Source organism: Pleomorphomonas koreensis DSM 23070 (genome assembly GCF_000425185.1).
GTDB classification, from domain to species: domain Bacteria; phylum Pseudomonadota; class Alphaproteobacteria; order Rhizobiales; family Pleomorphomonadaceae; genus Pleomorphomonas; species Pleomorphomonas koreensis.
Genome location: NZ_AULH01000010.1, coordinates 124,251 through 147,298 on the forward strand (window position 1 = coordinate 124,251; position 23,048 = coordinate 147,298).

General features: G+C 68.0%; 21 protein-coding genes. 12 read left to right on the forward strand and 9 right to left on the reverse strand.

Annotated features, from left to right (window positions below):
* Positions 1-87: 87 nt before the first annotated feature.
* Positions 88-528: a hypothetical protein gene (locus H512_RS0109805; protein ID WP_026783307.1), complete on the reverse strand. Its 441-nt coding sequence runs from the start codon at positions 526-528 to the stop codon at positions 88-90.
* A 452-nt stretch (positions 529-980) separates the two neighbouring features.
* On the opposite strand from H512_RS0109805, the gene H512_RS25765 reads away from it, so the two are divergent.
* A complete protein-coding gene (locus tag H512_RS25765; RefSeq protein ID WP_053239733.1) occupies positions 981-1,586 on the forward strand; it encodes a transglutaminase-like cysteine peptidase in 606 nt (201 codons plus the stop codon).
* 82 nt (positions 1,587-1,668) lie between these two features.
* Here H512_RS25765 and H512_RS23370 read toward each other — a convergent pair whose 3' ends face one another.
* Together H512_RS23370 and cobU are read right to left on the reverse strand one after the other, a co-directional pair.
* Positions 1,669-2,511, reverse strand: a complete 843-nt coding sequence (locus H512_RS23370; RefSeq protein ID WP_245585382.1) for a sugar transferase — start codon at positions 2,509-2,511, stop codon at positions 1,669-1,671.
* A gap of 410 nt (positions 2,512-2,921) precedes the next feature.
* A complete protein-coding gene (cobU, locus tag H512_RS0109820) occupies positions 2,922-3,434 on the reverse strand; it encodes a bifunctional adenosylcobinamide kinase/adenosylcobinamide-phosphate guanylyltransferase (protein WP_026783308.1) in 513 nt (170 codons plus the stop codon).
* Between the two features lie 200 nt (positions 3,435-3,634).
* On the opposite strand from cobU, the gene H512_RS23375 reads away from it, so the two are divergent.
* From H512_RS23375 to H512_RS0109850, 6 genes are all read left to right on the forward strand, one after another.
* Complete coding sequence (locus H512_RS23375) at positions 3,635-5,161, forward strand: amino acid permease (protein ID WP_053239734.1); 1,527 nt, start codon at positions 3,635-3,637, stop codon at positions 5,159-5,161.
* A 149-nt stretch (positions 5,162-5,310) separates the two neighbouring features.
* Positions 5,311-6,714, forward strand: coding sequence for an aldehyde dehydrogenase family protein (locus tag H512_RS0109830; protein WP_026783309.1), 1,404 nt, complete (start codon positions 5,311-5,313; stop codon positions 6,712-6,714).
* 195 nt (positions 6,715-6,909) lie between these two features.
* Complete coding sequence (gene pyrF / locus H512_RS0109835) at positions 6,910-7,761, forward strand: orotidine-5'-phosphate decarboxylase (RefSeq protein WP_036790968.1); 852 nt, start codon at positions 6,910-6,912, stop codon at positions 7,759-7,761.
* 17 nt (positions 7,762-7,778) lie between these two features.
* Positions 7,779-9,587, forward strand: coding sequence for an ABC-F family ATP-binding cassette domain-containing protein (locus tag H512_RS0109840; RefSeq protein ID WP_026783311.1), 1,809 nt, complete (start codon positions 7,779-7,781; stop codon positions 9,585-9,587).
* A gap of 75 nt (positions 9,588-9,662) precedes the next feature.
* Positions 9,663-11,879 (forward strand): mechanosensitive ion channel domain-containing protein, encoded by a 2,217-nt coding sequence (locus H512_RS23380; protein WP_036791050.1) that lies wholly within the window; start codon positions 9,663-9,665, stop codon positions 11,877-11,879.
* 185 nt (positions 11,880-12,064) lie between these two features.
* A complete protein-coding gene (locus tag H512_RS0109850) occupies positions 12,065-13,069 on the forward strand; it encodes a putative bifunctional lysylphosphatidylglycerol flippase/synthetase (protein ID WP_026783312.1) in 1,005 nt (334 codons plus the stop codon).
* A 95-nt stretch (positions 13,070-13,164) separates the two neighbouring features.
* On the opposite strand, the gene H512_RS23385 is transcribed toward H512_RS0109850, so the two are convergent.
* Positions 13,165-15,225, reverse strand: a complete 2,061-nt coding sequence (locus H512_RS23385) for a methyl-accepting chemotaxis protein (RefSeq protein ID WP_036790971.1) — start codon at positions 15,223-15,225, stop codon at positions 13,165-13,167.
* A 287-nt stretch (positions 15,226-15,512) separates the two neighbouring features.
* On the opposite strand from H512_RS23385, the gene H512_RS0109860 reads away from it, so the two are divergent.
* A complete protein-coding gene (locus H512_RS0109860; protein WP_026783313.1) occupies positions 15,513-16,445 on the forward strand; it encodes an ROK family protein in 933 nt (310 codons plus the stop codon).
* A 25-nt stretch (positions 16,446-16,470) separates the two neighbouring features.
* On the opposite strand, the gene H512_RS0109865 is transcribed toward H512_RS0109860, so the two are convergent.
* Positions 16,471-17,478: a Gfo/Idh/MocA family protein gene (locus H512_RS0109865; protein WP_026783314.1), complete on the reverse strand. Its 1,008-nt coding sequence runs from the start codon at positions 17,476-17,478 to the stop codon at positions 16,471-16,473.
* Positions 17,479-17,718: 240 nt separating this feature from the next.
* Between H512_RS0109865 and H512_RS0109870 the strand changes: the two genes are divergently transcribed.
* Together H512_RS0109870 and ahpD are read left to right on the forward strand one after the other, a co-directional pair.
* Positions 17,719-18,273, forward strand: coding sequence for a peroxiredoxin (locus H512_RS0109870; protein ID WP_026783315.1), 555 nt, complete (start codon positions 17,719-17,721; stop codon positions 18,271-18,273).
* Entirely contained in the window at positions 18,273-18,806 is a 534-nt protein-coding gene (gene ahpD / locus H512_RS0109875) for an alkylhydroperoxidase, AhpD family (protein WP_026783316.1), read from the forward strand. The genes H512_RS0109870 and ahpD overlap by 1 nt, the downstream gene beginning before the upstream one ends.
* A 61-nt stretch (positions 18,807-18,867) precedes the next feature.
* Here the strand turns inward: ahpD and H512_RS23390 are convergent, their stop codons facing one another.
* Positions 18,868-19,290 carry an NUDIX domain-containing protein gene (locus H512_RS23390; protein ID WP_245585383.1) on the reverse strand — a complete coding sequence of 141 codons (423 nt, stop codon included), beginning with the start codon at positions 19,288-19,290 and terminating at the stop codon, positions 18,868-18,870.
* Between the two features lie 503 nt (positions 19,291-19,793).
* Here H512_RS23390 and H512_RS23395 point away from each other — a divergent pair.
* A complete protein-coding gene (locus tag H512_RS23395; protein WP_036790974.1) occupies positions 19,794-20,693 on the forward strand; it encodes a metallophosphoesterase family protein in 900 nt (299 codons plus the stop codon).
* On the opposite strand, the gene H512_RS0109890 is transcribed toward H512_RS23395, so the two are convergent.
* The gene (locus H512_RS0109890; RefSeq protein WP_026783317.1) at positions 20,677-21,291 is read right to left on the reverse strand and encodes a hypothetical protein; all 615 of its coding nucleotides are present in this window, start codon (positions 21,289-21,291) and stop codon (positions 20,677-20,679) included. The genes H512_RS23395 and H512_RS0109890 overlap by 17 nt on opposite strands.
* A gap of 198 nt (positions 21,292-21,489) precedes the next feature.
* Here H512_RS0109890 and H512_RS0109895 point away from each other — a divergent pair, with 198 nt between their 5' ends.
* Positions 21,490-21,726: an Lrp/AsnC ligand binding domain-containing protein gene (locus tag H512_RS0109895; protein ID WP_026783318.1), complete on the forward strand. Its 237-nt coding sequence runs from the start codon at positions 21,490-21,492 to the stop codon at positions 21,724-21,726.
* 31 nt (positions 21,727-21,757) lie between these two features.
* Here H512_RS0109895 and H512_RS23400 read toward each other — a convergent pair whose 3' ends face one another.
* A complete protein-coding gene (locus H512_RS23400; protein WP_169507143.1) occupies positions 21,758-22,489 on the reverse strand; it encodes a DUF1223 domain-containing protein in 732 nt (243 codons plus the stop codon).
* Between the two features lie 155 nt (positions 22,490-22,644).
* The gene (locus tag H512_RS0109905; RefSeq protein ID WP_026783319.1) at positions 22,645-23,034 is read right to left on the reverse strand and encodes a RidA family protein; all 390 of its coding nucleotides are present in this window, start codon (positions 23,032-23,034) and stop codon (positions 22,645-22,647) included.
* Positions 23,035-23,048: the final 14 nt, after the last annotated feature.

Here is a 23,048-nt window from a genome sequence, read left to right on the forward strand (position 1 = left end):
GCCTGGAACCCGGCAATATACAAGATTAGGCCGTGGCCTGGAAATCAAGGCCACGGCCCTTTCGCAGGTCGTTAACTCAAGGCGCTATCAAGGGGCGCCGAGGCTGGCGCTGCGGTCATCCACCACAGAGCTGCTGCCGCCGCCGGGATTTTCGGAAACCGACGGGCCGACGCCGGCGTCCGGAGTGATGGCTCCCGTCTGACCTTCCGGCGGCAAGCTGGCGGACAGGGTCGAGACCAGCTCGTTGATCTCATTGACGAGCGTCGGAGAAAGCCCCGGCGGAATGGAATTCAGCAGCGTCTGCAGATCCAGCCGGCAGCTCCCCTGCCCGGCGGAAGATGCCGTGGCACCGGGGGTTTCGCAATGCAGCTGGACGTTGTTAACCGCCTGCAGCAGCTGCGTCGTCACGCCCGGCTGGCCGCTCAAGGTGTTCACAAGGCCGGTCGCCGACGTTGCCGCGAAAGCACCGGAAGCCGCAGAGAATGCCAGGGCGACGCCAAGAGATGTAGAAAGGAAAAGTCTGGCCATAATGATTGTCTCCTATAAAGTTTGCATCAAACCGGAGTCTCAAGACCCCCACCTGTCGCCACATTTTGCATGCAATTTACATTAAGGAATTGCCTTGGTGCAAGCGGAGTTTCGTATTTTCCCTTATCGGAATTACCCTACCCGGGATTCTGGGGTGTTCCGTCGTGGAAAAAAGGCGGTAATCGGCCAAAATCCCCTTTTCGACCGGCAGGCTTGGCGCTCCGCTTCCCCAGGCCGGAGGCGCGCAATTGCAGCTTCATCGGCTTTTTCGGGCTGGTGATCGCCCCTCCGGCATGGTTAACGGCCACCTGCGGAAACACTTAAAATTTGAACTGTATTTGCTTCAATTGCACGGTCCGCCGGTGCGGATTGATTGTCCCTGCCGATCAACCGAATCTCAAAGGAAATCTGGTCAACTGGCTTCACTCAAGGCTCGACGGGAGTTTGTCGCCATGAACAAGTTGATCCGGATGCTGGTCGTTTCCGCCGTTGCCGCCATCCTTCCTCAGGTCGCGTCGGCCGGTTTCTTCAATGTTCCCAAGCAGAGTCTCGACCTGCCGTTAGCGGGCAAGGTCAATACCAAGGGTTATACGCTCGGACCGACCGGTTTCTACGTCTTGTGCACGACCATGCCCTCGGCCTGCAAGGTGCAACGGGCCCGCAACGTCGGGACGGCGGCGGGCGACATCAAGCTGACGGTCGACGCGCTCTCGCTGATCGATCGCGTCAATCGCGATATCAACGGGTCGATGCGGCCGCAGGCGGAAGCGGGGGGCGCCGACGTCTGGAAGATCGGCGGCTCGTCCGGCGACTGCGAGGACTATGCGCTGACCAAGCGGGCGGCGCTGCTTCGCAAGGGCTTTCCGAGTTCGTCGCTGTTGATGACGTCCGTGATTACCAGGCGTAGCGAGTCGCATGCCGTCCTGATGGTGCGCACCGATCGCGGCGACTTCGTGCTGGACAACCTCAGCCCGCTGGTCAAGCCCTGGAGCGCCACCGGTTACCGTTTCATATCAATGCAGTCGCCGGACAATCCGCGCATGTGGGTCCGGCTGTAGAAACCAGAAACCGCATTCTTGTCGATGGAGGCCCCGGCGCCGGTGGACGGCGGGGGTCTTCTTCGTTGGCAGCCTTCGCCGATCAGAAGCCGTTACCGCGAACGATCTCGCGGACGAAGGTCTGGTAGAGGATCCGGATGTCCAGCCAGATCGAGAAGTCGCGAATATATTCGATGTCGCGCACCACCCGCATCACCGCCGGCTCGACTTCGGTTGTCGGGCCGCGCAGGCCGTTCGCCTGGGCGAGGCCGGTGATGCCGGGGCGCATGGCGTGGCGACGCTCGTAGCCGACCACCAGATCCTCGTAGGGAACGCCGGCGGCCAGCATGCCCGGCACGTGCGGCCGGGGACCGACCAGCGACATGTCGCCCCTCAGCACGTTGATGAGCTGCGGCAGTTCGTCGATGTTGGTCTTGCGGATGATGCGGCCGATCGGCGTTATACGCGGATCGCAGGCAGTCGTCTGGGCTACGCCGGAAAGATCGCAGCGATCGCTGTACATCGAGCGGAATTTCAGGATCTCGAACGGCTTGTTGTCCAGTCCCGTCCGTTCCTGCCGGAAGAACACCGGCCCGGTGCTGGTGAACCTGATGATGGCGGCGACGGCGATCAGCAGCGGCGACAGCAGGACGAGACCAAGCGCCGCGCCGACGATGTCGACGGCTCGCTTGGCCGCGAAATGCAGCGCCCGCCAGTTGCCGGCCGCCTCGGATGCGCCATCGTCCAGCGCGGCGTCGCCGTAACCGCTCAGCGTCGCCGCCAGCGACTGTCCAGCCGGGAAGGAGGACGTCGACATCATGCGGACGCTGAAAGCGTGGGTGTAGCGGGAGGAAGACCCGCCATCGGTCGGCGTCAGATCGTACAGTCCGAACGAACTCTCGGCGCCACCTTCGGAAAAGTCGTGATTGGGATCCGTCAGACGCATTACATCCCCCGAAAATATAAAAGAAAACCGGGAAAACCCCGTGAGGCTCTATCCGGCGGTAACCGCCGCAATGATTGCCTTGTGTAACAAAACATTTACCAATCTAGTGGATTTCCCTTAGTCTCGCAAGCCAGACGCCGGCCTAAAACCAGAAGCCATGCGTTTGGTGCAAGGCTTGTTTCGGCTTCACAACCGCCGTTCCACGGACTGCAATCGCCATGCCATGAAAATCTGGCATTCTGCGTTCCGGAATCGAACGCTTTGACGAGAACGCTGCGGTCCTTCCCCCGCTTTCCTCGTTAATTTTGACTAAATTCATATCGCGATTGTCCGCCACCGCAGCGATTCATGGGTCGGAGGGCAGGAACTGCAATGTTTCGGCACAGTCTACGCGATAGGGCAGCAGAAGATCACTTCAGCCGCAGCGGCAGACCGGCGGCAACGAACCATGCCTCGCCGGCCACGGCGGCGACCTGCTGGTTGAGCCGGCCGGCCGCGTCGCGGAAGCGGCGGGCGAGGGCGTTGTCCGGCACGATGGACAGGCCGACCTCGTTGGCGACCAGCACCACCGGCCCGGCCGCCGCCGCGAGCGCCGCGACGAGACGATCGCCCTCGGCGTCGAGATCGGCGTCGGCGAGCAGGCGGTTGCTGAGCCAGAGGGTCAGGCAGTCGACGAGAACGGCACGATCGCCGCGGCTCTCGGCGGCGATCGCCTCGGCGAGCCGGTGTGGTGCCTCGACGGTGTGCCAGTCGGCGCCACGATTGCGGCGGTGGGCTTCCACGCGTTGCCGCATTTCATCGTCGAGGCACTCGGCGGTGGCGACATAGACGCGTTGGCCGGCCGAAAGAGCGCGCGTCCGCTCCTCGGCGAATCGGCTCTTGCCGGAGCGGGCGCCCCCCAGAACGAAGACGATCGGTGCCAAGGCTTTCCTCCGTGCTCTCTGCTTCCTGAGCCGCCCGTCTGCTGCTATGAGCCACCCCTTAGCCGAAAGTAGCATGATCCTTGCAAAGACAGTCGCGGCCCGCGCGCTCGCCAATTCGCCAGGGACCGTTCCGGCGGCAGCCGGCAACGGTGCGAATCGCCTGAAGCGCGCGGGGCTCAAGAGACGAAAAGGGGAACCCGATGTCCACCTCAGAGGGAAGCGTCAGCTACAAGAAGGCTGACGCCAGCTATTTCGAACAGCGGCACCTGTCGCGCTATGCCGGTATCTGGTCGCTGTGGGCGCTGGGTGTCGGCGCCGTGATTTCCGGCCATTTCTCCGGCTGGAACTTCGGCTTCGCCACCGGCGGCTGGGGCGGCATGCTGGCCGCCGGCGCCATCATCGCCGTCATGTATCTCGGCCTGACCTTCTCGATCGCCGAGATGAGCCCGGCGCTGCCGCACACCGGCGCCGCCTATTCCTTCGCCCGCACGGCGATGGGGCCGTGGGGCGGCTTCGTCACCGGCCTCTGCGAGAATGTCGAATATGTCATCACGCCGGCGGTGATCGTCACCTTCATCACCGCCTACGTGAACTCCATCCTGGGGCTCGATGCTGCCTATTCGCCGCTCGTCTGGATCGTTTTCTATGCGATCTTCCTCGGCCTCAACGTGTTCGGCCTCGAACTGTCGTTCAAGGTGACGCTGGTGGTGACGGTGATCTCGCTCGCCGTGCTGGTGTTCTTCTGGGCGAGCGCCATCCCGCACATGGACTTCTCGCGCTGGGCGCTCAACATCGGCGTCGGCCCCGACGGGGCGGCGATCGAGCTGCCGGAGGGTGGCGGCGCGCTGTTCCCGTTCGGCTTCTCGGGCGTGCTCGCCACGCTGCCGTTCGCCGTCTGGCTGTTCCTCGCCATCGAGCAGTTGCCGCTCGCCGCCGAGGAATCGGTCGATCCCAAGCGCGACATGCCCAAGGGCATCATCCTCGGCATCTGCACGCTGATCCTCTCGGCCTTCATGATCGTGCTGCTCAACCCGTCGGTTCCGGGCGTCGGCGCCTTCCACCTCGGCTCGTCGCTGGAGCCGCTGCTCGACGGCTTCCGCGCCGTCTACGGCGACGGCGGCGTGGTGCTGCTCGGCATCGTGGCGCTGACCGGCCTCGTCGCCTCCTTCCACACCATCCTCTACGCGCAGGGGCGGCAGGTCTATTCGCTGTCGCGGGCCGGCTATTTCCCCACCGTGCTGTCGCTGACCCACGCCAGGTACCGGACACCGCATGTCGCCATGGTCACCGGCTCGCTGGCCGGCCTCGCGGTGATGCTGATCATCTGGTTCGCGCTCGGCGCCGACGAGGGCGGGGCGGCGATCGGCTCGGTGCTGCTCAACATGGCGGTGTTCGGCGCCATGTTCTCCTACATCATGCAGGCGATCTCCTTCATCCTGCTGCGCATCAACCAGCCGGACATCGAGCGGCCCTACCGGAGCCCGCTCGGCATTCCCGGCGCCGTTCTGACCATCCTGATCGCCTGCGTCACGCTCTACTACCAGGTGCAGGACCCCAACTTCTCCAAGGGCGTGCTCTGGGTGGCGGTGTGGTTCGCGGTGGCGATCCTCTATTTTGCCTTCGTCGGCCGCCACAAGCTGATCCTGTCGCCGGAGGAGGAGTTCGCCATCGCCCATGCCGCCGGAGCCGCCGGTCCCGGCTCGGAGGAGCCGGCCCCGGCCGAGTGAGCCTCGTCATCCCGGTTCGCGAAACTGCGGGGCGCCTTTCACGGGCGCCCCGTTTCCATTGCGGCGCTCCCTTGATCGGCGGCCGCCGACGTGCAGAGATGGCGGACCGGCCATCCCTTCCGGCCGCAGGTCTCGGGAGCGCTCCGATCATGCCCGACGTCATGAAGCTCGTCTCGCCCGTCGACGGTTCGGTCTATGCCGAACGGACGATCGCCACCGAAGCCGAGGTGAGCCGGGTGTTCCGCCTCGCCCGCGACGCCCAGAAGGGATGGGCGAAGCTGCCGCTCGAAGCCCGCGTCGACTATTGCCTGAAGGCGCTCGACGCGATGCTGGCCGCCCGGCCGCGCATTGCCGAGGAACTGACCCGCCAGATGGGCCGGCCGATCCGCTATACGCCCTTCGAACTGAACGGCGTCGAGCAGCGCACCCGCCACATGGCGAAGATCGCCGAGGCCAGCCTGGCACCGTTCGACAGCGGCCTCGAATTTTCCGACCATGGCGCCCACCGCTACATCAGCCGCGAACCGCTCGGCGTCGTGTTCGTCGTGGCGCCCTGGAACTACCCCTATCTCACCACCGTCAACTCGGTGATGCCGGCGCTGATGGCCGGCAACACGGTGGTGCTGAAGCATTCCGACCAGACGCTGCTGGTCGCCGAGCGCTTCCAGGACGCCTTCGACGCCGCCGGCCTGCCGGAAGGCGTGTTCCAGCACATCGTGCTCTCCCACGACCAGACGGCGGCGGCGATCGCGTCGCGCAAGGCCGACATGGTCGCCTTCACCGGCTCGGTGGCCGGCGGCGCGGCCATGGAGCGGGCGGCGGCCGGCACCTTCATCGCCGTCAACCTCGAACTCGGCGGCAAGGACCCGGCCTACGTCCGCCCCGACGTCAAGCTCGACTTCGCCATCGAGAACATCGCCGACGGCGCCTTCTTCAATTCCGGCCAGTGCTGCTGCGGCGTCGAGCGCGTCTACGTCCACGAGAAGGTCTACGACGACTTCCTCGCCGGCCTCGTCGACCTCACCCGGAAATACGTCCTCGGCGATCCCACCGATCCCGAGACGACGCTCGGCCCGATGGCCCGCGCCCGCGGCGCGGCGACGGTGCGCGAACAGATCGCCGCGGCGCGCCGGGCCGGCGCCGTCGCCCACCTCGACCCGAAACTGTTCCCGGCCGATCGCGACGGCACGCCCTATATCGCGCCGCAGATCCTCACCTCCGTCAACCACCAGATGGCCTTCATGACCGAGGAGACCTTCGGTCCGGCGGTCGGCATCATGAAGGTGCGGGACGACGCCGAGGCCGTGGCGCTGATGAACGATTCCAGATACGGCCTCACCTGTTCCCTGTGGACCGAAGACCTCGACGCCGCCGAGGCGATCGGCCGCGAACTCGAAACCGGCACCGTCTTCGCCAACCGCTGCGATTATCTCGATCCGGCGCTGACCTGGACCGGCGTCAAGGACACCGGCCGCGGCGCGGCGCTGTCGCCGCTCGGCTTCCACGGCCTGACGCGGCCGAAGAGCTGGTACGTGCGGCGGGCGCCGGTGTAGCCGGGCTGCCGCCCGGACCCGCCCGGAGGCACAGCCTCCGGACCTCCCGCTTTTTTGGAAAGACTGGTGGGTGCGGGAGGCTGTGCCTCCCGCGCGGGGATCGGGGCGGCAGCCCCGAATTCCGGCGATCAAGGCTTTCTCCAGCCGGTAATGCCAGCTATATCGCCTGCCGAGCCCGTTATCCGGAGACACGCCATGCCCGTCATCCCCTTCGCCGACCGTTTCGAGGCGATCGCCGACCGCCGCTCGCCGCTCACCGTCGGCATCGATCCGGCGCCGGAGACGCTTGCCGCCTGGGATCTGCCCTGCAACGCCGAGGGCGTGCGCGTGTTCGGCCTTGAGATGGTGGAGGCGCTGGGCGACCTCGTCGGCGTGTTCAAGCCGCAGATCGCCTTCTTCGAGCGCTTCGGCTGGCAGGGCCTGAAAGCGGCGGCCGAGGTGATCGGCCACGCCCGCTCGACCGACGCGCTGGTGATCGCCGACATCAAGCGGATGGACATCGGGCATACCTTCGAGGCCTATGCTGGCGCCTGGATCGGCGATGATGCGGGAACGCCGGCCGATGCCATCACGCTCGGCGCCTACATGGGCTCGGGATCGCTGAGGCCGGTGGTGAAGCGCGCCGTGGAGCACGGCGCCGGCTTGTTCGTGGTGGTGCGCTCGTCGAACCCCGACGGCATCATGTTGCAGACCGCCCGGCAGGAGGACGGCCGGCAGGTGGCCGAGGCGCTGGCCGACGATCTCACCGCCTTCAACCTTGGCAATCTCGGCAAGTCCGGCAACGGTCCCTGCGGTGCAGTGGTCGGCGCGACGCTCGACGACGCCGAGACGGTGCTCGACCGATTACCGACGTCGCTGATCCTCGCCCCCGGCATTGGCGCGCAGGGCGCCACCATGGCCGACCTCAGGTCACGCTTCGGCAAGGCGGCGGCACGGCGCACGCTGCCCAACGTGTCGCGGCAGGTGGCCGAGGCCGGGCCGTCAAGGAAGGCGCTGCGTGAGATCGTCGAGCGGCTCGCCGACGAAGCCTTCGCGTTGCGCGGCTGAGGGAGACAACAGCGGCCATGGCTTCCCCCCCGGTTCTGTTCCTCAAGAACATCCGCCTCACCTTTGGCGCGACGCCGCTCCTGACCGGCGCCGACCTCACCGTCGGCGAGGGCGACCGCATCACGCTGGTCGGCCGCAACGGCTCGGGCAAGTCGACGCTTCTGAAGATCGCCGCCGGCCTGGTCGAGGCCGACGACGGCGAACGCTTCTTCCAGCCGGGCAAGACGGTGCGCTACCTGCCGCAGGAGCCCGATCTTACCGCCTTCAGGACGACGCTCGACTATGTCGAATCCGGCCTCGCGCCGGGCGACGCGCATTACCGGGCGCTCTACCTCCTCAACGAACTCGGCCTTCACGGCGACGAGCCGACCGCCTCGCTGTCGGGCGGCGAGACGCGGCGGGCGGCACTCGCCCATGTGCTGGCGCCCGAGCCGGACATCCTGTTGCTCGACGAGCCGACCAACCACCTCGACCTGCCGGCCATCGAGTGGCTGGAGAGCGAACTGGCGTCGATGAAGTCGGCGCTGGTGCTGATCTCGCACGACCGCAGATTCCTCGAAAACCTCTCCCGCACCACCGTCTGGCTCGATCGCGGCGTCACCCGCACGCTCGATCGCGGCTTTTCGCATTTCGAGGCCTGGCGCGATCAGGTGCTGGAGGAGGAGGAGCGCGAACTCACCAAGCTCGATCGCAAGATCGAGGCCGAGGAGCACTGGATGCGCTACGGCGTCACCGCCCGGCGCAAGCGCAACGTCCGCCGCGTCGATCTCCTGGACGATCTCCGCAAGGAGAAGCGCGAGCATCGCGGGCCGACCGGCAACGTAAAGATGGCGGCGGCCGAGGCGGAGGCGTCGTCGAAATTGGTGATCGAGGCGAAGTCGATCTCCAAGAGCTTCGGCGACCGGCCGATCGTCAAGGATTTCTCAATCCGGGTGGCGCGCGGCGACCGGGTCGGCATCGTCGGCCCCAACGGCGCCGGCAAGACGACGCTGCTCAGATTGCTCACCGGCGATCTCGCGCCCGACAGCGGCACGGTGAAGCTCGGCCTGTCACTCGGCATGCAGACGCTCGAACAGAAGCGCGACAGCCTCGATCCCGAGACGACGCTCGCCGACGCCCTCACCGAGGGCAAGGGCGACTGGGTGGTGATCGGCGAGGAGAAGCGCCACGTCATTGGCTACATGAAGGACTTCCTGTTTTCGCCCGAGCAGGCGCGGACGCCGCTTTCGGCGCTGTCGGGCGGCGAGCGCGGCCGGGTGATGCTGGCGCGGGCGCTGGCCAAGCCGTCCAACATGCTGGTGCTCGACGAACCCACAAACGATCTCGATCTCGAAACGCTCGATCTTCTCGAGGAACTGCTCGGCGACTACCGGGGCACGGTGATCGCCATCAGCCATGATCGCGATTTCCTCGACCGCGTCGTCGCCTCGGTGGTGATGAGCGAGGGCGACGGCCGTTGGCTCGAATATGCCGGCGGCTATACCGACATGCTGGCCCAGCGCGGGCGCGGCGTCGAGGCGCGCAAGGCGGAGAAGCTAGCGACGGCACCGAAGAAGGAGGCCGCGCCGCCGGGGGCGCCCAAGGGGCGGTCCAAGCTCAGCTTCAAGGACAAGCACGCGCTGGAGACGCTGCCCGGCCGCATTGAGGAGCTTGGCGACGAGGCGCGGCGCCTGCACGCCGTGCTCGACGACCCCGGCCTCTACGGCCGCGACCCCGGCCTGTTCGCCGCCACCACCGACAAGCTCGCCGCCACGGAGGCGGCGCTCGCCGCTGCCGAGGAGGAATGGTTGCGGCTCGAATTAATGCGCGAGGAACTGGAGGGGTGATCGCACGTTGCTACGTCTCCTTGCGCCCGGCCGTCTTTTGGGCAAGACAGGAGGCTACCCGGATCGGTCGTGATCATGACGCAAAATACCCTCCGCCTTCTCGCCCTTCTTCTCGCGCTGCTCATGCCGGCGGCCGTCTTGGCGCAGACCGCGGCACCGGCCGCCGTGCCGGCGCCGAAGCTGGTCGCCCCGACGACCTCGGCCCCTGCGACGACCCCGGCGGCGCCTGACGCGCCGCTCGTCACCTCGCCGGAGGCGGCCAGGGCCCTCGCCGACATCCTGAAGGACGACGCGGTGCGCGCCGCGCTGATCGCCGAGCTTGACCGGCTGGCCCAGCCGACGGCGGCCGACGGCACCGCTCCTGCTTCGGCCGCGCCTGCTTCCACCGAGGCCGCGCCCGCCGATGCGGCCGCGCCGAAGGCGCCGCTCGTCCGCGAGATCGGTTCGGTGACGCAGGATCTCTCCCGGCAGGTGGTCGACGTGGTGATGACCATCGGTCGCGGCCTCGGCAACCTCACCCGGCTCGTCGACGGCAGCGCCGACGTCAACTGGGAGGGCGTGCGCGAGCAGGGCCTGTCGCTGATCATCCTGGTGGTGTTCGCCTTTGCGACGCTGTACATCGCCCGTTTCCTCGCCCGCTTCCCGCTCGGCGCCATCGAGCGGGTCGCCGGGGGCAAGGCGTTGCCGCAGCGGGTGCTGTGGGCCGGCCTCGCCCTTGTCGTCGACTGGGCGGTGATCGGCGTCGCCTGGTTCGCCACCTCGGCCTACGCCATCGCCGCCTCGGGGGGCGGCCGCATCGACCTGTTGCAGAGCCTGTTTATCGACGCCTTCGTGGTGATCGAGTTCCTGAAGAGCTGCCTGGCCGCGATTTTCCAGTATCGCCGGCCGGCGCTGAAGGTATTCGACCTCGATCCGCCGACGGCGCGCTTCTGGTATCTCTGGCTCAGCCGGCTGGTCGGCTTCCTCGGCTACGGCGTGCTGGTCGCCCATCCGATGGTCAACAAGGCAATCGGCTTCTCGGTGGGCATCGGCTTCCGCCTCGCCGTGGTGCTGATCACGCTGATCGGTGCCTCGGTGCTGGTGACGATGAAGCGCGACGAGGTGCGGGCGGGCCTCTACCGGCTGATCGAGCCGGTGAAGAGTTCGGTGCCGCGCACGCTGCTGACGCTGCTCGCCCATGGCTGGCACGTCATCGTCATCTTCTATCTCGCCGTGGCCTTCGTGCTGTGGGTGAGCCGGCCGTTCGACGCCGTCGACTACATGGCCTGGGCGACGGTGGAGACCATCGCCGCCATCGCCCTCGGCGGCCTCGCCGACACCCTGATCGTGCACGCGATGGCCGGCGGCGTTCGCCTGCCGGCCGACGTCAAGAAGACGCTGCCGCTGCTCGAAGCCCGGCTCAACATGATGGTGCCGATGTTCTTCCGCGCCGTGCGCGTCGTGCTGGTGCTGGCGGTGACGGCGGTGGTGCTGCAGAGCTGGGGCGTCATCGACGTCATCGACTGGTTCCAGTCGGACGGCGGCACCGACACGGTCGGCCGCATCCTGTCGGCGCTGATCATCGTGCTGGTGGCCGGCGGCATCTGGCTCGGCGCGTCGAGCTGGGTGGAATACCGGCTCAACCCGTCGCTCGGCCGCATCACCAACGCCCGCACCCGCACGTTGCTGTCGCTGTTCCGCAACGCCTTCTCGATCGTATTGATCGTCATCGCCGCCATGCTGGCGCTCAGCCAGCTCGGCGTCGACATCGCGCCCCTGGTGGCCGGCGCCGGCGTCGTCGGCCTCGCCGTCGGCTTCGGCTCGCAGAAGCTGGTGCAGGACATCATCACCGGCGCCTTCATCCAGTTCGAGAACGCCATGAACGAGGGCGACACGGTCACTGTCGCCGGCCTCACCGGCACCGTCGACCGGCTGACCATCCGCTCGGTCGGCATCCGCGACGGCGACGGCGTCTACCACATCATCCCCTTCTCGTCGGTGACCAGCGTCTCCAACGCCATGCGCGGCTTCGCCTATGCCTCCGCGACGATCAGCTTCTCCTACGCCACCGATCTCGAAGCGGCGAAGGCCGCCATGCGCGAGGCCTTCGACCGGCTGATGAACGGGCCGCGCGGCGCCGTGGTGCTGGAACCGCTGGAGATGCAGGGCGTCGTCGCCTTCTCGGCGGCCGGCGTGGCGCTGAAGGTGCGCATCAAGACGCTGCCCGGCGAGCAGGGCTCTACCGGGAGGCTCTACAGCGAGCTGGTCAAGGACGTCTGCGATGAGCGCGAGATCAAGCTTTCCTTCCCGTGACGCCGGGGACGGCGGCGGGTTTCCGTGCCGCCGGCCAGTCCTTTCTCCGGCCTCGACGAGCGGATGCGTCGGCACCTTCGCGAATTGGTGCTCCCCAGAAAATGCGTTTGCGTTTGGCGGCCGGCGTTCTAAATGAAAGGTCTCGGGCACGGCTTCCGGCCCGCCCCGGATGGAGACGACAGCAGTTGACTGATCCCACCGACCACGACAGCCGCCGAGAGGCGTCGCCGGGCCGGCTCGGGCGCGTGCTGCGGTGGGTTGGCCCGGCGATCGCCGTCGTGCTGATCGCCGGCGCGGTCTGGGTGCTTTGGGACATGGCGACCAAGATGTCGTTTGCCGACATCCATGCCGCCGCGCTGGCGCTGCCGGCGCATCGCTTCGCGCTGGCCCTCCTGCTGACGCTCACCGGCCTTTGTGCGCTCGCCACCTACGACCTTCTGGCGCTGCACGCCCTCAACTACGTCAGCTCGGTCAGTCTGGCGCGGGCGGTGTTCGGCGGCCTGATCGCCAACGTCTTCGCCAACACGCTCGGCTTTCCGCTGCTGTCGGGCGGCGGCGCCCGCTACCGCATCTACTCGATGGTCGGCGTCAGCTTCTCGGTGGTGGCGCGGCTGATCGTCATGAGCTGGCTGACCATGTGGTCGGGCATCCTGTTCGTGCTCGGCCTTGCCCTGACGCTGGAACCGACGACGCAATACCCGGTATTCCCCCATCATTTCATCGACCGGATCGTCGGCCTCGTCGTGCTGGTGGCGCTCACCTCGTTCATCGTCTGGCTGGCCAGGAAGCGGCGGGCCATCCGGGTGAGCGGCATGGTGGTGCGCATGCCCAAGGCCAAGCCGGCCTTCCTGATGGTGCTGGCCGGGGCGATCGACCTGCTCGCCGCCTGCGGCACGCTCTACGTGCTGCTGCCGCCCGATGCGGTACCGGACGCCGCCCGCTATCTCGTCACCTATTCGATTGCCTTCCTGGCCGGCATGGCCGCCAATACGCCGGGCGGTGTCGGCGTGTTCGAGGCGACGGTGGTGACCGGCCTCGGCATCGCCCACCGGCCAGACGTCGCCGCCGCGCTGATCCTGTTCCGGCTGATCTACTTCGTGCTGCCGCTGATGGTCGCGCTGCTGCTGCTCGCCGTTCTTGAGGGCCGCCATCGGCTGGCCGCCCGGCGGATACGGCGCGAGAAACTCTGAAGCGGCCGCCAAAGCGCCCGGCCGGCGTCCGAATTCCGTCCGCTCCCGACTTCCGCCGCGCCGAACGACTCGACGGAAGTTGAGGGGAAGCGGGATCAGGCGGCCGCCACCGCCTTCAGGAAGCGCTCGATCTCGCCGGCCAGCTCGTCTTTCACGGCGTTGACCGCCTCGGCGGCGTCCAGCACGCGGCCGGCGGCGGCGCGGGTGTCGCCGACCGCAGCGCCGAGGTCGTTGACGTTGTCGGCCACCGTGCCGGTCTCGCGCGCCGCCGCTTCGACGCTGGAACCGATCTCCGAGGTGGCGGCACCCTGTTCTTCCACCGCGGCGGCGATGGTGGCGGCGTGGGTGTTGACGTCCTCCATGGTGCCGGCGATGCCGGCGATCACCTCGACCGCCTCGCTGGTCGCTTCCTGGATGGCGGCGATCTGGCGGGAAATCTCCTCGGTGGCCTTGGCGGTCTGGCCGGCGAGGTTCTTCACCTCGCTCGCCACCACGGCGAAGCCCTTGCCGGCCTCGCCGGCGCGGGCCGCCTCGATGGTGGCGTTGAGGGCGAGGAGGTTGGTCTGATCGGCCACCGCCTGGATCAGCGTCACCACCTCGCCGATCTTGGCGGCCGCCTTGGCCAGCTCGCCGACCTTGGCGTGGCTGACGCGGGCGCCCCCGGTGGCCGAGCCGATCACCGACGAGGTGCGCGCCACCTGGGCGGAAATCTCGCCGATCGAGGCGGCCAGTTCCTCGGCGGCCGAGGCGACGGTCTGCACATTGGCCGAGGCGCGGCCGGCGGCGTCGTGGGCGAAGCCGGCCCGCTCGGTGCTGCGGCCGGCCGAAGCGGCCATCTCGCGGGCGATGGCGTCGAGGTCGCGGCTCGCCGCCGACACGCGGTCGATGGCGACGGTCGCCTCCTCGCGGAAGCCGGCGACCAGCGCGTCGATCTGCGCCTGGCGGGCGTCGCGGCGGGCCGCCTCGGCCGCCTGATCGCCCTCCAGCGCGCGGCGGGCGATGGCATGGTCACGGAACACGTTGACGGCGCGCGCCATGGCGCCGATCTCGTCGGTCCGGTCGGCGCCGTCGACGGCCACCGAGGTATCGCCGGTGGCCAGCGCCTCCATGCGGCGGGCCATGCCGCCGATCGGCCTGGCCAGCGTATGGGCGAGCCAGGCGACGAAGCCGAGGGCGACGGCCAGGGCGACGAGCGAGCCGACGATCATGGCGGTGGCGGCGGCCTGGGCGCCGGCGGTCAGCGTCGCCTCGGGGATGGTCATCACCAGCGTCCAGCTCTCCTTGAGGCCGGGAAAGCCGACTTTGGCGGTGGCGAGATAGGTGGAAACGCCGCCGGCATCGACCAACCGGCCGGTGCCGGCCGGCTGGGCCAGCGCCGCCCTGGCGATGTCGTCCTCGGCGGTCTTGCCGATCAGCGCGGCGTCGGGGTTGGCGACCCAGAGGTCGTCGGTGCCGATCAGCCGCACCGAGCCGGCGTCGAATGGCTTCAGCGACGAGACGAAGGCCGACACCTCGGTCAGCGGCAGGTCGGCGGTGGCGATGCCGATCGGCTTGCCGGCCCGGCGCACCACCAGCGACAGCGTCGACATCAGCGTGTCCTTGCCGTCGATCGGGTAGATGTAGGGGGCGGTGATCAGGTCGCGGTTCTCGCGCAGCGGCTGGTCGTACCAGCCCTCGGTGCCGGCCTCCTTGGTCATCACCAGCTTCTCGACGGCCACCGCGCCGCCGGTGCTGTGGTAGAAATAGGGCACGAAGCGGCCGCTGGCGTCGGAGTAGGCGTGCGCCTTGAAGTCGGCGTCGCGGCCGTCGAGAGCGTCGGGCTCGAAGGCGAGCGTGGTGCCGAGCAGTTCCGGATGGGCGGCGACGACGGCGGTCACCAGCCGGCCGAGGGCGTCGCGGTCGGGCTTGCCGTCGGCGACCACGCCCTCGACGGCGCGGGCGACGCTGCTGCCCACCGTATAGGCGCCCGTCACCTTGCCTTGCACCTCGAGGGCGTAGCCGGAGAGGAGATCGGCGGCCCGCTGCTCGGCGGCGGCATACTCGCTTCTGACCGCCATGACGGTGGAAAGCGTGGTGAGCGAACCGAGCGCCACCGCGAACAGCAGGCCTGTTCCGGCGATGAGCTTGGTGCGGAGGGACAGGTTGCTGTATCGCATGGCGGCCTCGGTGTTGTCTTGAAACTGTGAACAATGCTGGAATGGCAAAGGTTAACGGCTGATGACGGAAGCCCGTCTCGCAAGCGGTTCTGGCAAAAAATATCGATGTTAATAATTTTGCGGCCGCCACCGGAGCCGCAGCGCGGATCCGGCCCCAGGCGACATGAATTGCGCCGGAGAACGTTCAGGATTTCCGGGCGGGAGCATTTTCCGGGCAGATGATTCCATCGGGCGGGGAAATGTTCTAGGTGTCTCGGACGGGGCGGCGAGCGGCGGACGAGAGCATCATGCATATTGGCATCGACTGGGGCGGGACGAAGATGGAGGTGATCGGGCTCGACGCCGACGGCATCGAGCTTGGCCGGCACCGCATCGCCACGCCGCGCGACTACGACGCCTCGATCCGGGCGGTGGCGGAACTGGTGGAGCACATCGAGCGGACGACCGGCCGGCGGGGCACGGTCGGCATCGGCCTGCCCGGCAGCCCCAATCCGCTGACCGGCCGCATCCGCAACTCCAACGCCGTCTGGCTGAACGGCCAGCCGCTTGGCCGCGACCTCGAGGCCGCCCTCGGCCGGCCGGTCAGGCTGGCCAACGACGGCAACTGCCTCGCCGTCTCCGAGGCGATCGACGGCGCCGGCGCCGGTCTCGACGTCGTCGTCGGCATCATCCTCGGCACCGGCCATGGCGGCGGCATCGCCATCGGCGGCCGCAGCCACGCCGGCCTGCAGGGGCTGGCCGGCGAGATCGGCCACTATTCGCTGCCCTGGCCGAGGGAGGGCGAGTATCCCGGCCCGAAGTGCTGGTGCGGCCGGAACGGCTGTCTGGAGATGTTCTGCTCGGGCACCGGCTTCGAACTCGACTGGAAGACGACGACCGGCGAGGCGAAGAGGGCGTCGGAGATCATGGCGCTGAAGCGGGCCGGTGACGCGGCGGCGATGGCGGTCTACGGCCGCTATGTCGACCGGCTCGCCCGGTCGCTGGCGCTGATCATCGACCTCGTCGACCCCGACGTGTTCGTCCTGGGCGGCGGCATGAGCAACGTCGACGAACTCTACGACGACGTGCCCAGGCTGCTCGCCACCCGCACCAACCTCTGGGACGGGGAGGGCAGCCGCCTGGTGTTCTCCGACAGCGTGGCGACGCCGATCCGCAAGGCCCGGCACGGCGACAGCTCGGGCGTGCGCGGCGCCGCCTTCCTGTGGAGAGAGCGGGAGTAGGCACTCCCGCCCGTCCCGATTCAGCCTAGAGGTCGACGAAGCAGCCTGTCTTGCCGGATTCGACGATGGCGTCGAGGATGCGCATCATCTTCACCGCGTCGCGCTGGTCGTAGGGCAGCGGCTCGATGCCGCGGATCGCCTTGGCGAAGGCTTCGCCCTGAAGGCCGTACTGGTCGGAGGCCGGCAGGCGGATCTCCTCGATCTCGGCGTCGCCGAGCACCGCGCCTCGGTCGAGCCGGATCACCGTTTCCTTCCCCGCCGGAGCGTTGAAGGGAATCACCACCTCGATGCGGCCGGTGGTGCCGGCGATGGTGACGCGCTGGTGCGGCACCGTCTGGGTGGCGACGGTGAAGGTGAGGTGGCGGCCGTCGCCGAAGTCGAGGATGGCCGAACTCAGCACGTCGGTGCCGAACTTCGGGTCGATCTCCAGGAGGCCGCTGACGCGCTTCGGCTCGGCGTCGAGCACGAAGCGGGCGGTGACGATCGGGTAGACGCCGATGTCCCAGAGGCCACCGCCGCCGTTCTCCGGCCGGTTGCGGATGTTGGCGGGATCGTCGAGGAAATAGGAGAAGAAGCACTGGACGGCGGTCACCCGGCCGATGGCGCCCGAACGGACCAGCTCGCGCGCCTTCAGCCATTGCGGATGGTGGCGGACCATGAAGGCTTCGAGGTAGACGATGCCGTCCGGCAGGGCGAGCAGCCGCTCGGCGTCCCTGGCGTTCATCGCCGCCGGCTTCTCGCTGAGCACGTGCTTGCCGGCGCGGGCGGCGGCCAGCGCCAGGTCGACGTGGCTGTCATTGGGGGTGGGGATGTAGACCGCCTCGATCGAGGGATCGGCGAACAGCGCCTCGTAGGAGCCGTGGGCGACGGGGATGCCGAGCGCGGCGGCGGCCGCCCTGGCCGTGTCGGCGCTGCGCGAGGCGATGGCCGCCACCTCCAGCCAGGGCGTGGTGCGGAAGCCGGGAATCACGTGCTGGCGGGCGATGTTGGCGGTGGAGACGATGCCGATGCGGACCGGCCTGACTGTGGACATGCGCGTTCTCCCTTTCATTTTGTACGACTTATAGGCGCGGGTTTTGCCGAAGGAAAGCGGCGGCCGGCGGATGGCATCGCAAGCCGGCGGAAACGCCGGATTTATCCGTATAATCCCTTATTTATCAATCAGGAACGGCTTACCTTAAAATGCCTCTAAGAAAGGCTTGCAATTGGGATCGGATATGCCGATAGTGCCGCCCGTTCCTTTCCCCTCCCTTCCAAGATGAGGATATTCTCCATGCTCGGCATTGGCGACAAGCTCCCCTCCTTCACCGTCACCGGCGTCAAGCCCGGCTTCAACAACCACGTCGAGAACGGCGCTTCCGCCTTCGAGGAAATCACCGAGGCGTCCTTCCCCGGCAAGTGGAAGGTGATCTTCTTCTACCCCAAGGACTTCACCTTCGTCTGCCCGACCGAGATCGCCGAGTTCGCCCGTCTCGCCAAGGACTTCGAGGACCGCGACGCGGTGGTGCTCGGCGGCTCCACCGACAACGAGTTCGTCAAGCTGGCCTGGCGGCGCGACCACAAGGACCTCAACAAGCTGCCGATCTGGTCGTTCGCCGACAGCAACGGCTCGCTGGTCGACGGCCTCGGCGTGCGCTCGCCGGACGGCGTCGCCTACCGCGTGACGGTGGTCGTCGATCCCGACAACACCATCCAGCACATCTACGGCACCAATCTCAACGTCGGCCGCAATCCGAAGGACACGCTGCGCGTGCTCGACGCGCTGCAGACCGACGAACTCTGCCCGTGCAACCGCGAGGTCGGCGGTGAAACGCTGAAGGCCGCCTGATGTCGATCGCCGCTCTCCAGGACCGGCTCCCGGCCTACGCCCGCGACGTCAGGCTCAACCTCTCGGCGATGGCCGAGGACGACAGCCTGTCGCCGCAGCAGAAGTACGGGCTGTTCGTGGCCTGCGGCCACGCGACGCGCAACGCCGAGGTGGCGGCGGCGCTCGAGGGAGAGGCGGCGAGCCACCTCTCCGCCGAGGCGCGGGACGCCGCCCGCGGCGCCGGCGTGCTCATGGGCATGAACAACGTCTACTACCGCTTCCTGCACCTGACCTCGAACCCGGAATACCGCACCATGCCGGCGCGGCTGCGCATGCAGCTGATCGGCAAGCCGGGCGTCGACAAGGTCGACTTCGAGCTGTGGTGCCTCGCCGTGTCGGCGATCAACGGCTGCGGCATGTGCATGGACAGCCACGAGAAGGTGGTGCGCGAGGGCGGCCTGCCGGCCTCGGCGGTGCAGACCGCCGTCCGCTTCGCCGCCATCATCCAGTCGGCGGCGGTGGCGCTCGAAACGGCGGCGGTGGTCGCCGCCTGAGGTCCGACGCCTCCCCCATCGCAAGAGCGCCCGGCCGGACAGCCTCCGGCCGGGCGTTCCCTTACCAGCGGTCGGACGGCGGCAGCCCCTCGAACAGCTCGGCGAGGCGGCGGCGCGTGCCGGCGGTGGTCCCGTCCGGCAGGCGGTCGAGCGGGAAGGCGCCGCTTTCGGCGATCTCGTGGTTGGCGCGGAAGGCGCGCCGCGGCGTCGAGGCCGGCATGTGGTAAACGGCGACATGGTCGCGGCCGGCCGCCAGCGGGTTGAAGTAGAGGCCGAGGAAGCGGGCCGCGCCGTCCGCGGCGTAGCCGGTCTCCTCCAGAAGCTCGCGCCGGGCGGCCGCCTCGGTCGTCTCGCCGGCGTGGACGCCGCCGCCGGGCAGGTGCCAGCCGGTGACGTAGGTGTGGCGGACCAGGAGCAGGCCGTCGCCGTCGAAGGCGATGACGCGCACGCCGAGCGTCGTTCCCCGCCACAGGCGAGCGACCAAGGATTGCGCTTGCCGCACAAGGGGTTGCATGACGTCCAGCAGCCTGGGATCAACCACGGTACATTAGCCTTTCGTCTGAATTATAGGCTGGATTAACTTCCGATTCGCCAAAGGAATACTCAGTGTTTAGCCTCATGGCGAAAACAATGTGCATTTGCTATAGCTTCATCGTGAAAGAGAAGTCGCACCTGACCTCTCTCGACAACCTCAGAAGAAGGCTATCATGTTTTCCCTCTTCCGCCGTCGCTTCAACCGTGCCCAGCGTTATAGTTGGGTGTCGGCCGTCGACGTGAGCAATCCCCATGTCGTCGCCGCCGTGCTGACCTTCTGGGGGCGTTAGTCCGGCTTGGACGCGCAACGGTTCGAGGCGTGAACCAACTTCGCGAGCATACCATTTGGGGCGGATCGCCGGGCGGCGGTCCGCCCTTTCCGTTGGCGGCCGGAGCATGCATTGACCGGTCGGGCGGCTTTACCGATGGCCGGGCATCGGCTACCCAAGGGGCATGTTCCGTCTGATCCACATCTCCGACCTGCATCTCGGTCCGCTGCCGCCGGCGCGGGTTCGCGAACTCGCCTCCAAGCGCATCATCGGCTACGTCAACTGGCGGCGCAACCGTGGAAGACGCCTTGGCGAGGGCGTGGAGGCGGCGCTGTTGGCGGCGATCGCCGCCGAGCGGCCCGACCATATCGCGGTGACCGGCGACCTCGTCAACATCGCGCTGGCCGCCGAATATGTCGCCGCCCGCACCTTCCTCGGTTTGCTCGGCCCTGAGGACAAGGTGAGCGCGGTGCCCGGCAACCACGATGCCTACGTGCCCGGCGCCGCCCGCCGGGCGCGCGATGCCTGGGCGGCCTACATGACCGCCGATGCCGGCGAGGCGGATGGCTGGCCCTACGTGCGGCGGCGTGGCGAGGTGGCCATCGTCGGCGCCTCGTCGGCGGTCGCCTCCGGGCCGTTCATGGCGACGGGCAGTTTCTCCGAGGAGCAGGCCGGCCGGCTCTCGTCGGCGCTCGACGCGCTCGGCCGGGCCGGTCTCTGCCGGGTGGTGCTGATCCACCATCCGCCGGTCAAGGGCGCGACGGCCTGGCACAAGCGCCTCTCCGGCGCCTCGCGCTTCCGCGAGGTGATCGCCCGCCACGGCGCCGAACTGATCCTGCACGGCCATACCCATCAGCCGACCCGGCTGGCCATTGCCGGCCCGCGCGGCGAGGTGCCGGTGTTCGGCGTGCCGGCGGCGACGCAGCGGCCGGGCGGCAGCCATCCGGCCGCCGGCTTCAACCTGTTCGACATCGAGCGGGCGAATGACGGCTTCCGCATCGGCCATCGGCTGATGCAGGTGACGGCCGACGCCGGCGCCTTCGTGGAGACGCGCGGCGAGGAAATGGTTATCCCGGCACCATGAACCAGGCATAGGCGACAAGCCCGAGCGCGCCGACGGCAAATCCCATCAGGAAGACGATCAGCGCCCAGACGACGGCCGATGAGCGGCCGCCGGCCGGCTGGTCGTCCGGAACGGCGTCGGAGGGCGGCTCGCGGCGCTCCAGGGCGGCGGCGCGCAGCTTTTCCACCAGTGCGTCGCTTTCGAGCGCCCGCTCACGCTCCACCACCCGCTCGGCGATGTAGTCGGTGACCGCGTCGGCGGCGGCGTCGAGGTCGGCGCTCTCGTGCAGCGTCAGGCGGCCGAGCCGGGTGTCCTTCAAGAAGCGGTAGGAGCGACGGTCGCGGGCCATCACCACGTGCGTGGTCGGATCGATCCACAGGCGCGGCGGCGTCGAGCCGGCCACCTCGCAGATGAAATAGGCATCGTCCTCCGGCAGCTCGGCGAACACGCCGTTGAGTTCCTCGGCCAGCAGCATCAGCCGCGCGCGGTCACTCTCGTGCAGGTCGGCATAGGCGTCGGCCCGCTCGCTCTCGGCGATGCGCACGCGGCGTACGGCGTCGGACAGACGCCGGACCTTGCCCTCGCCGTTTCTGTTGTCGCCTGCCTCGCTGCCCGTCATGGCCCATCCTGTCTACGCTGCCGTCCGCCAGAGGCGGATCTTGAGAAAACATACACGCGTGGCGGAATTAGGACCAGCTTAACCATTTGCCGGCCGCTGCAAGAAGGGCTTGCCGTCAGGACGCCGGTGGTGTTTGAAGTCGGGGACGATAGCCGTCGGCGCCGCCCCCCCGCGGGACCGGCCGGCGGGGAGGAAGCCATGAAGCCCGTTTTCATCCAGTTGCAGTGCGCGCCCGGCCGGACCTACGCGGTGGCCGACGCCATCTACGCCCTCGAGATCGCCTCCGAGCTTTATTCGACGTCGGGCGAATACGACCTGCTGATGAAGGTCTACATCGAGTCCACGGAGGATATCGGCAAGTTCATCAACGAGAAGATCTCGTCGATCCCCGGCATCGTGCGGACGCTGACGACGCTGACCTTCCGGGCCTTCTGAGCGGCCCGTCTGTCCGGGCCTACGGACGGCGTCAACTGCTGCTTTCGAGCGCCAGGCGCGTGGCGCCGACGATCGGGCCGGGCAGGCCGTCCTTCTTCTTCTGCACGATGACGGCAAGGCCGGCGGTGCCCTCGGGCGCCACGTCGGCGAGCGGCAGCTCCAGCGTCATCGCCGCGCCCGACCACAGGCCGACCACCTGCAGGTGGTCGACAACGTTGGTGTAGGTCAGCGAGCCGCCGCGGTTCTCGCCGGCGGCGATCTCCACCGTGCGCGGCGGCAGATAGGCGGCGATCCATACCGACGCCTCGTCGGCGCCTTGCCGGGCCGGCAGATCGATGATGACGCGGCCGTGGTCGATGCGGGCGCTGACGGCAAGGTCGGGCGACTCGCCGTTGTCGCGCATCACGTCGAGGGACGCGCGGATCTCGTCCTCGCGACTGCCGATCACCGCGCTGCGGCCGTTCAGCACCGCCTGCGGCGTGAACACGGCGTGGTCGGCGCGCGCCTTGGCGTAGTCGCGCTGGCGTCGGGTGAATTCCGACTTGGCGTAGGTATCGCGCCAGCCGAGGTAGTCCCAGTAGTCGACGGAGAAGGTAAGGGCGACGGTGTCGGGATCCTTGGCGAGGCGGGCCAGCACCCGGTCGGCCGGCGGGCAGGCGGAGCAGCCCTGGCTGGTGAACAGCTCGACGACGTCGGCCGCCTTGGCGTTGCTGATCGCTAATGCGACGCAGCACGACGCCATACCGAGAGCAAACCCGCTCAACGTCCCCCGCCGCGATACCGTATCAAAGGGCATTATCTTCGCCTCTGCTCTTTTCCTCTAGGAAATACGACGGCGGCAGATGACGTTCCACTCACGAGTGTTTGACCGAACCGAACGGTCAACGAAGGCGTGCGGCGGTTGATCTCCGGATGAACTCACGGATCGGGCGGCGCGCGAAAGGCGGTGGTCTCGATTTCCACCTTCATCTCCGGGCGGATCAGGCCGGCGACGATCATGGTGGCGGCCGGCCGGATGTCGGCGAACCAGCGGCCGACCACCGCGAACACCGGGTCGGCATGGGCGGCGTCGGTGACGATGTAGCGGACGCGCACCACGTCGGCGAGCGAGAAGCCGGCCTCGCCGAGCGCCCTGGCGATGGTCGCCATGGCGTTCTCCGCCTGGGCGGCGACGTCGTCCGGCATGGTCATCGCCGCATAGTCGTAGCCGGTGGTGCCGGAGACGAAGCACCAGGGGCCGTCGCTGACGGCGCGGGAATAGCCGGCGGCCTTCTCGAAGGGCGAGCCGGTGGAGACGAGCTGGCGCATCGGCGTGCCTCTGA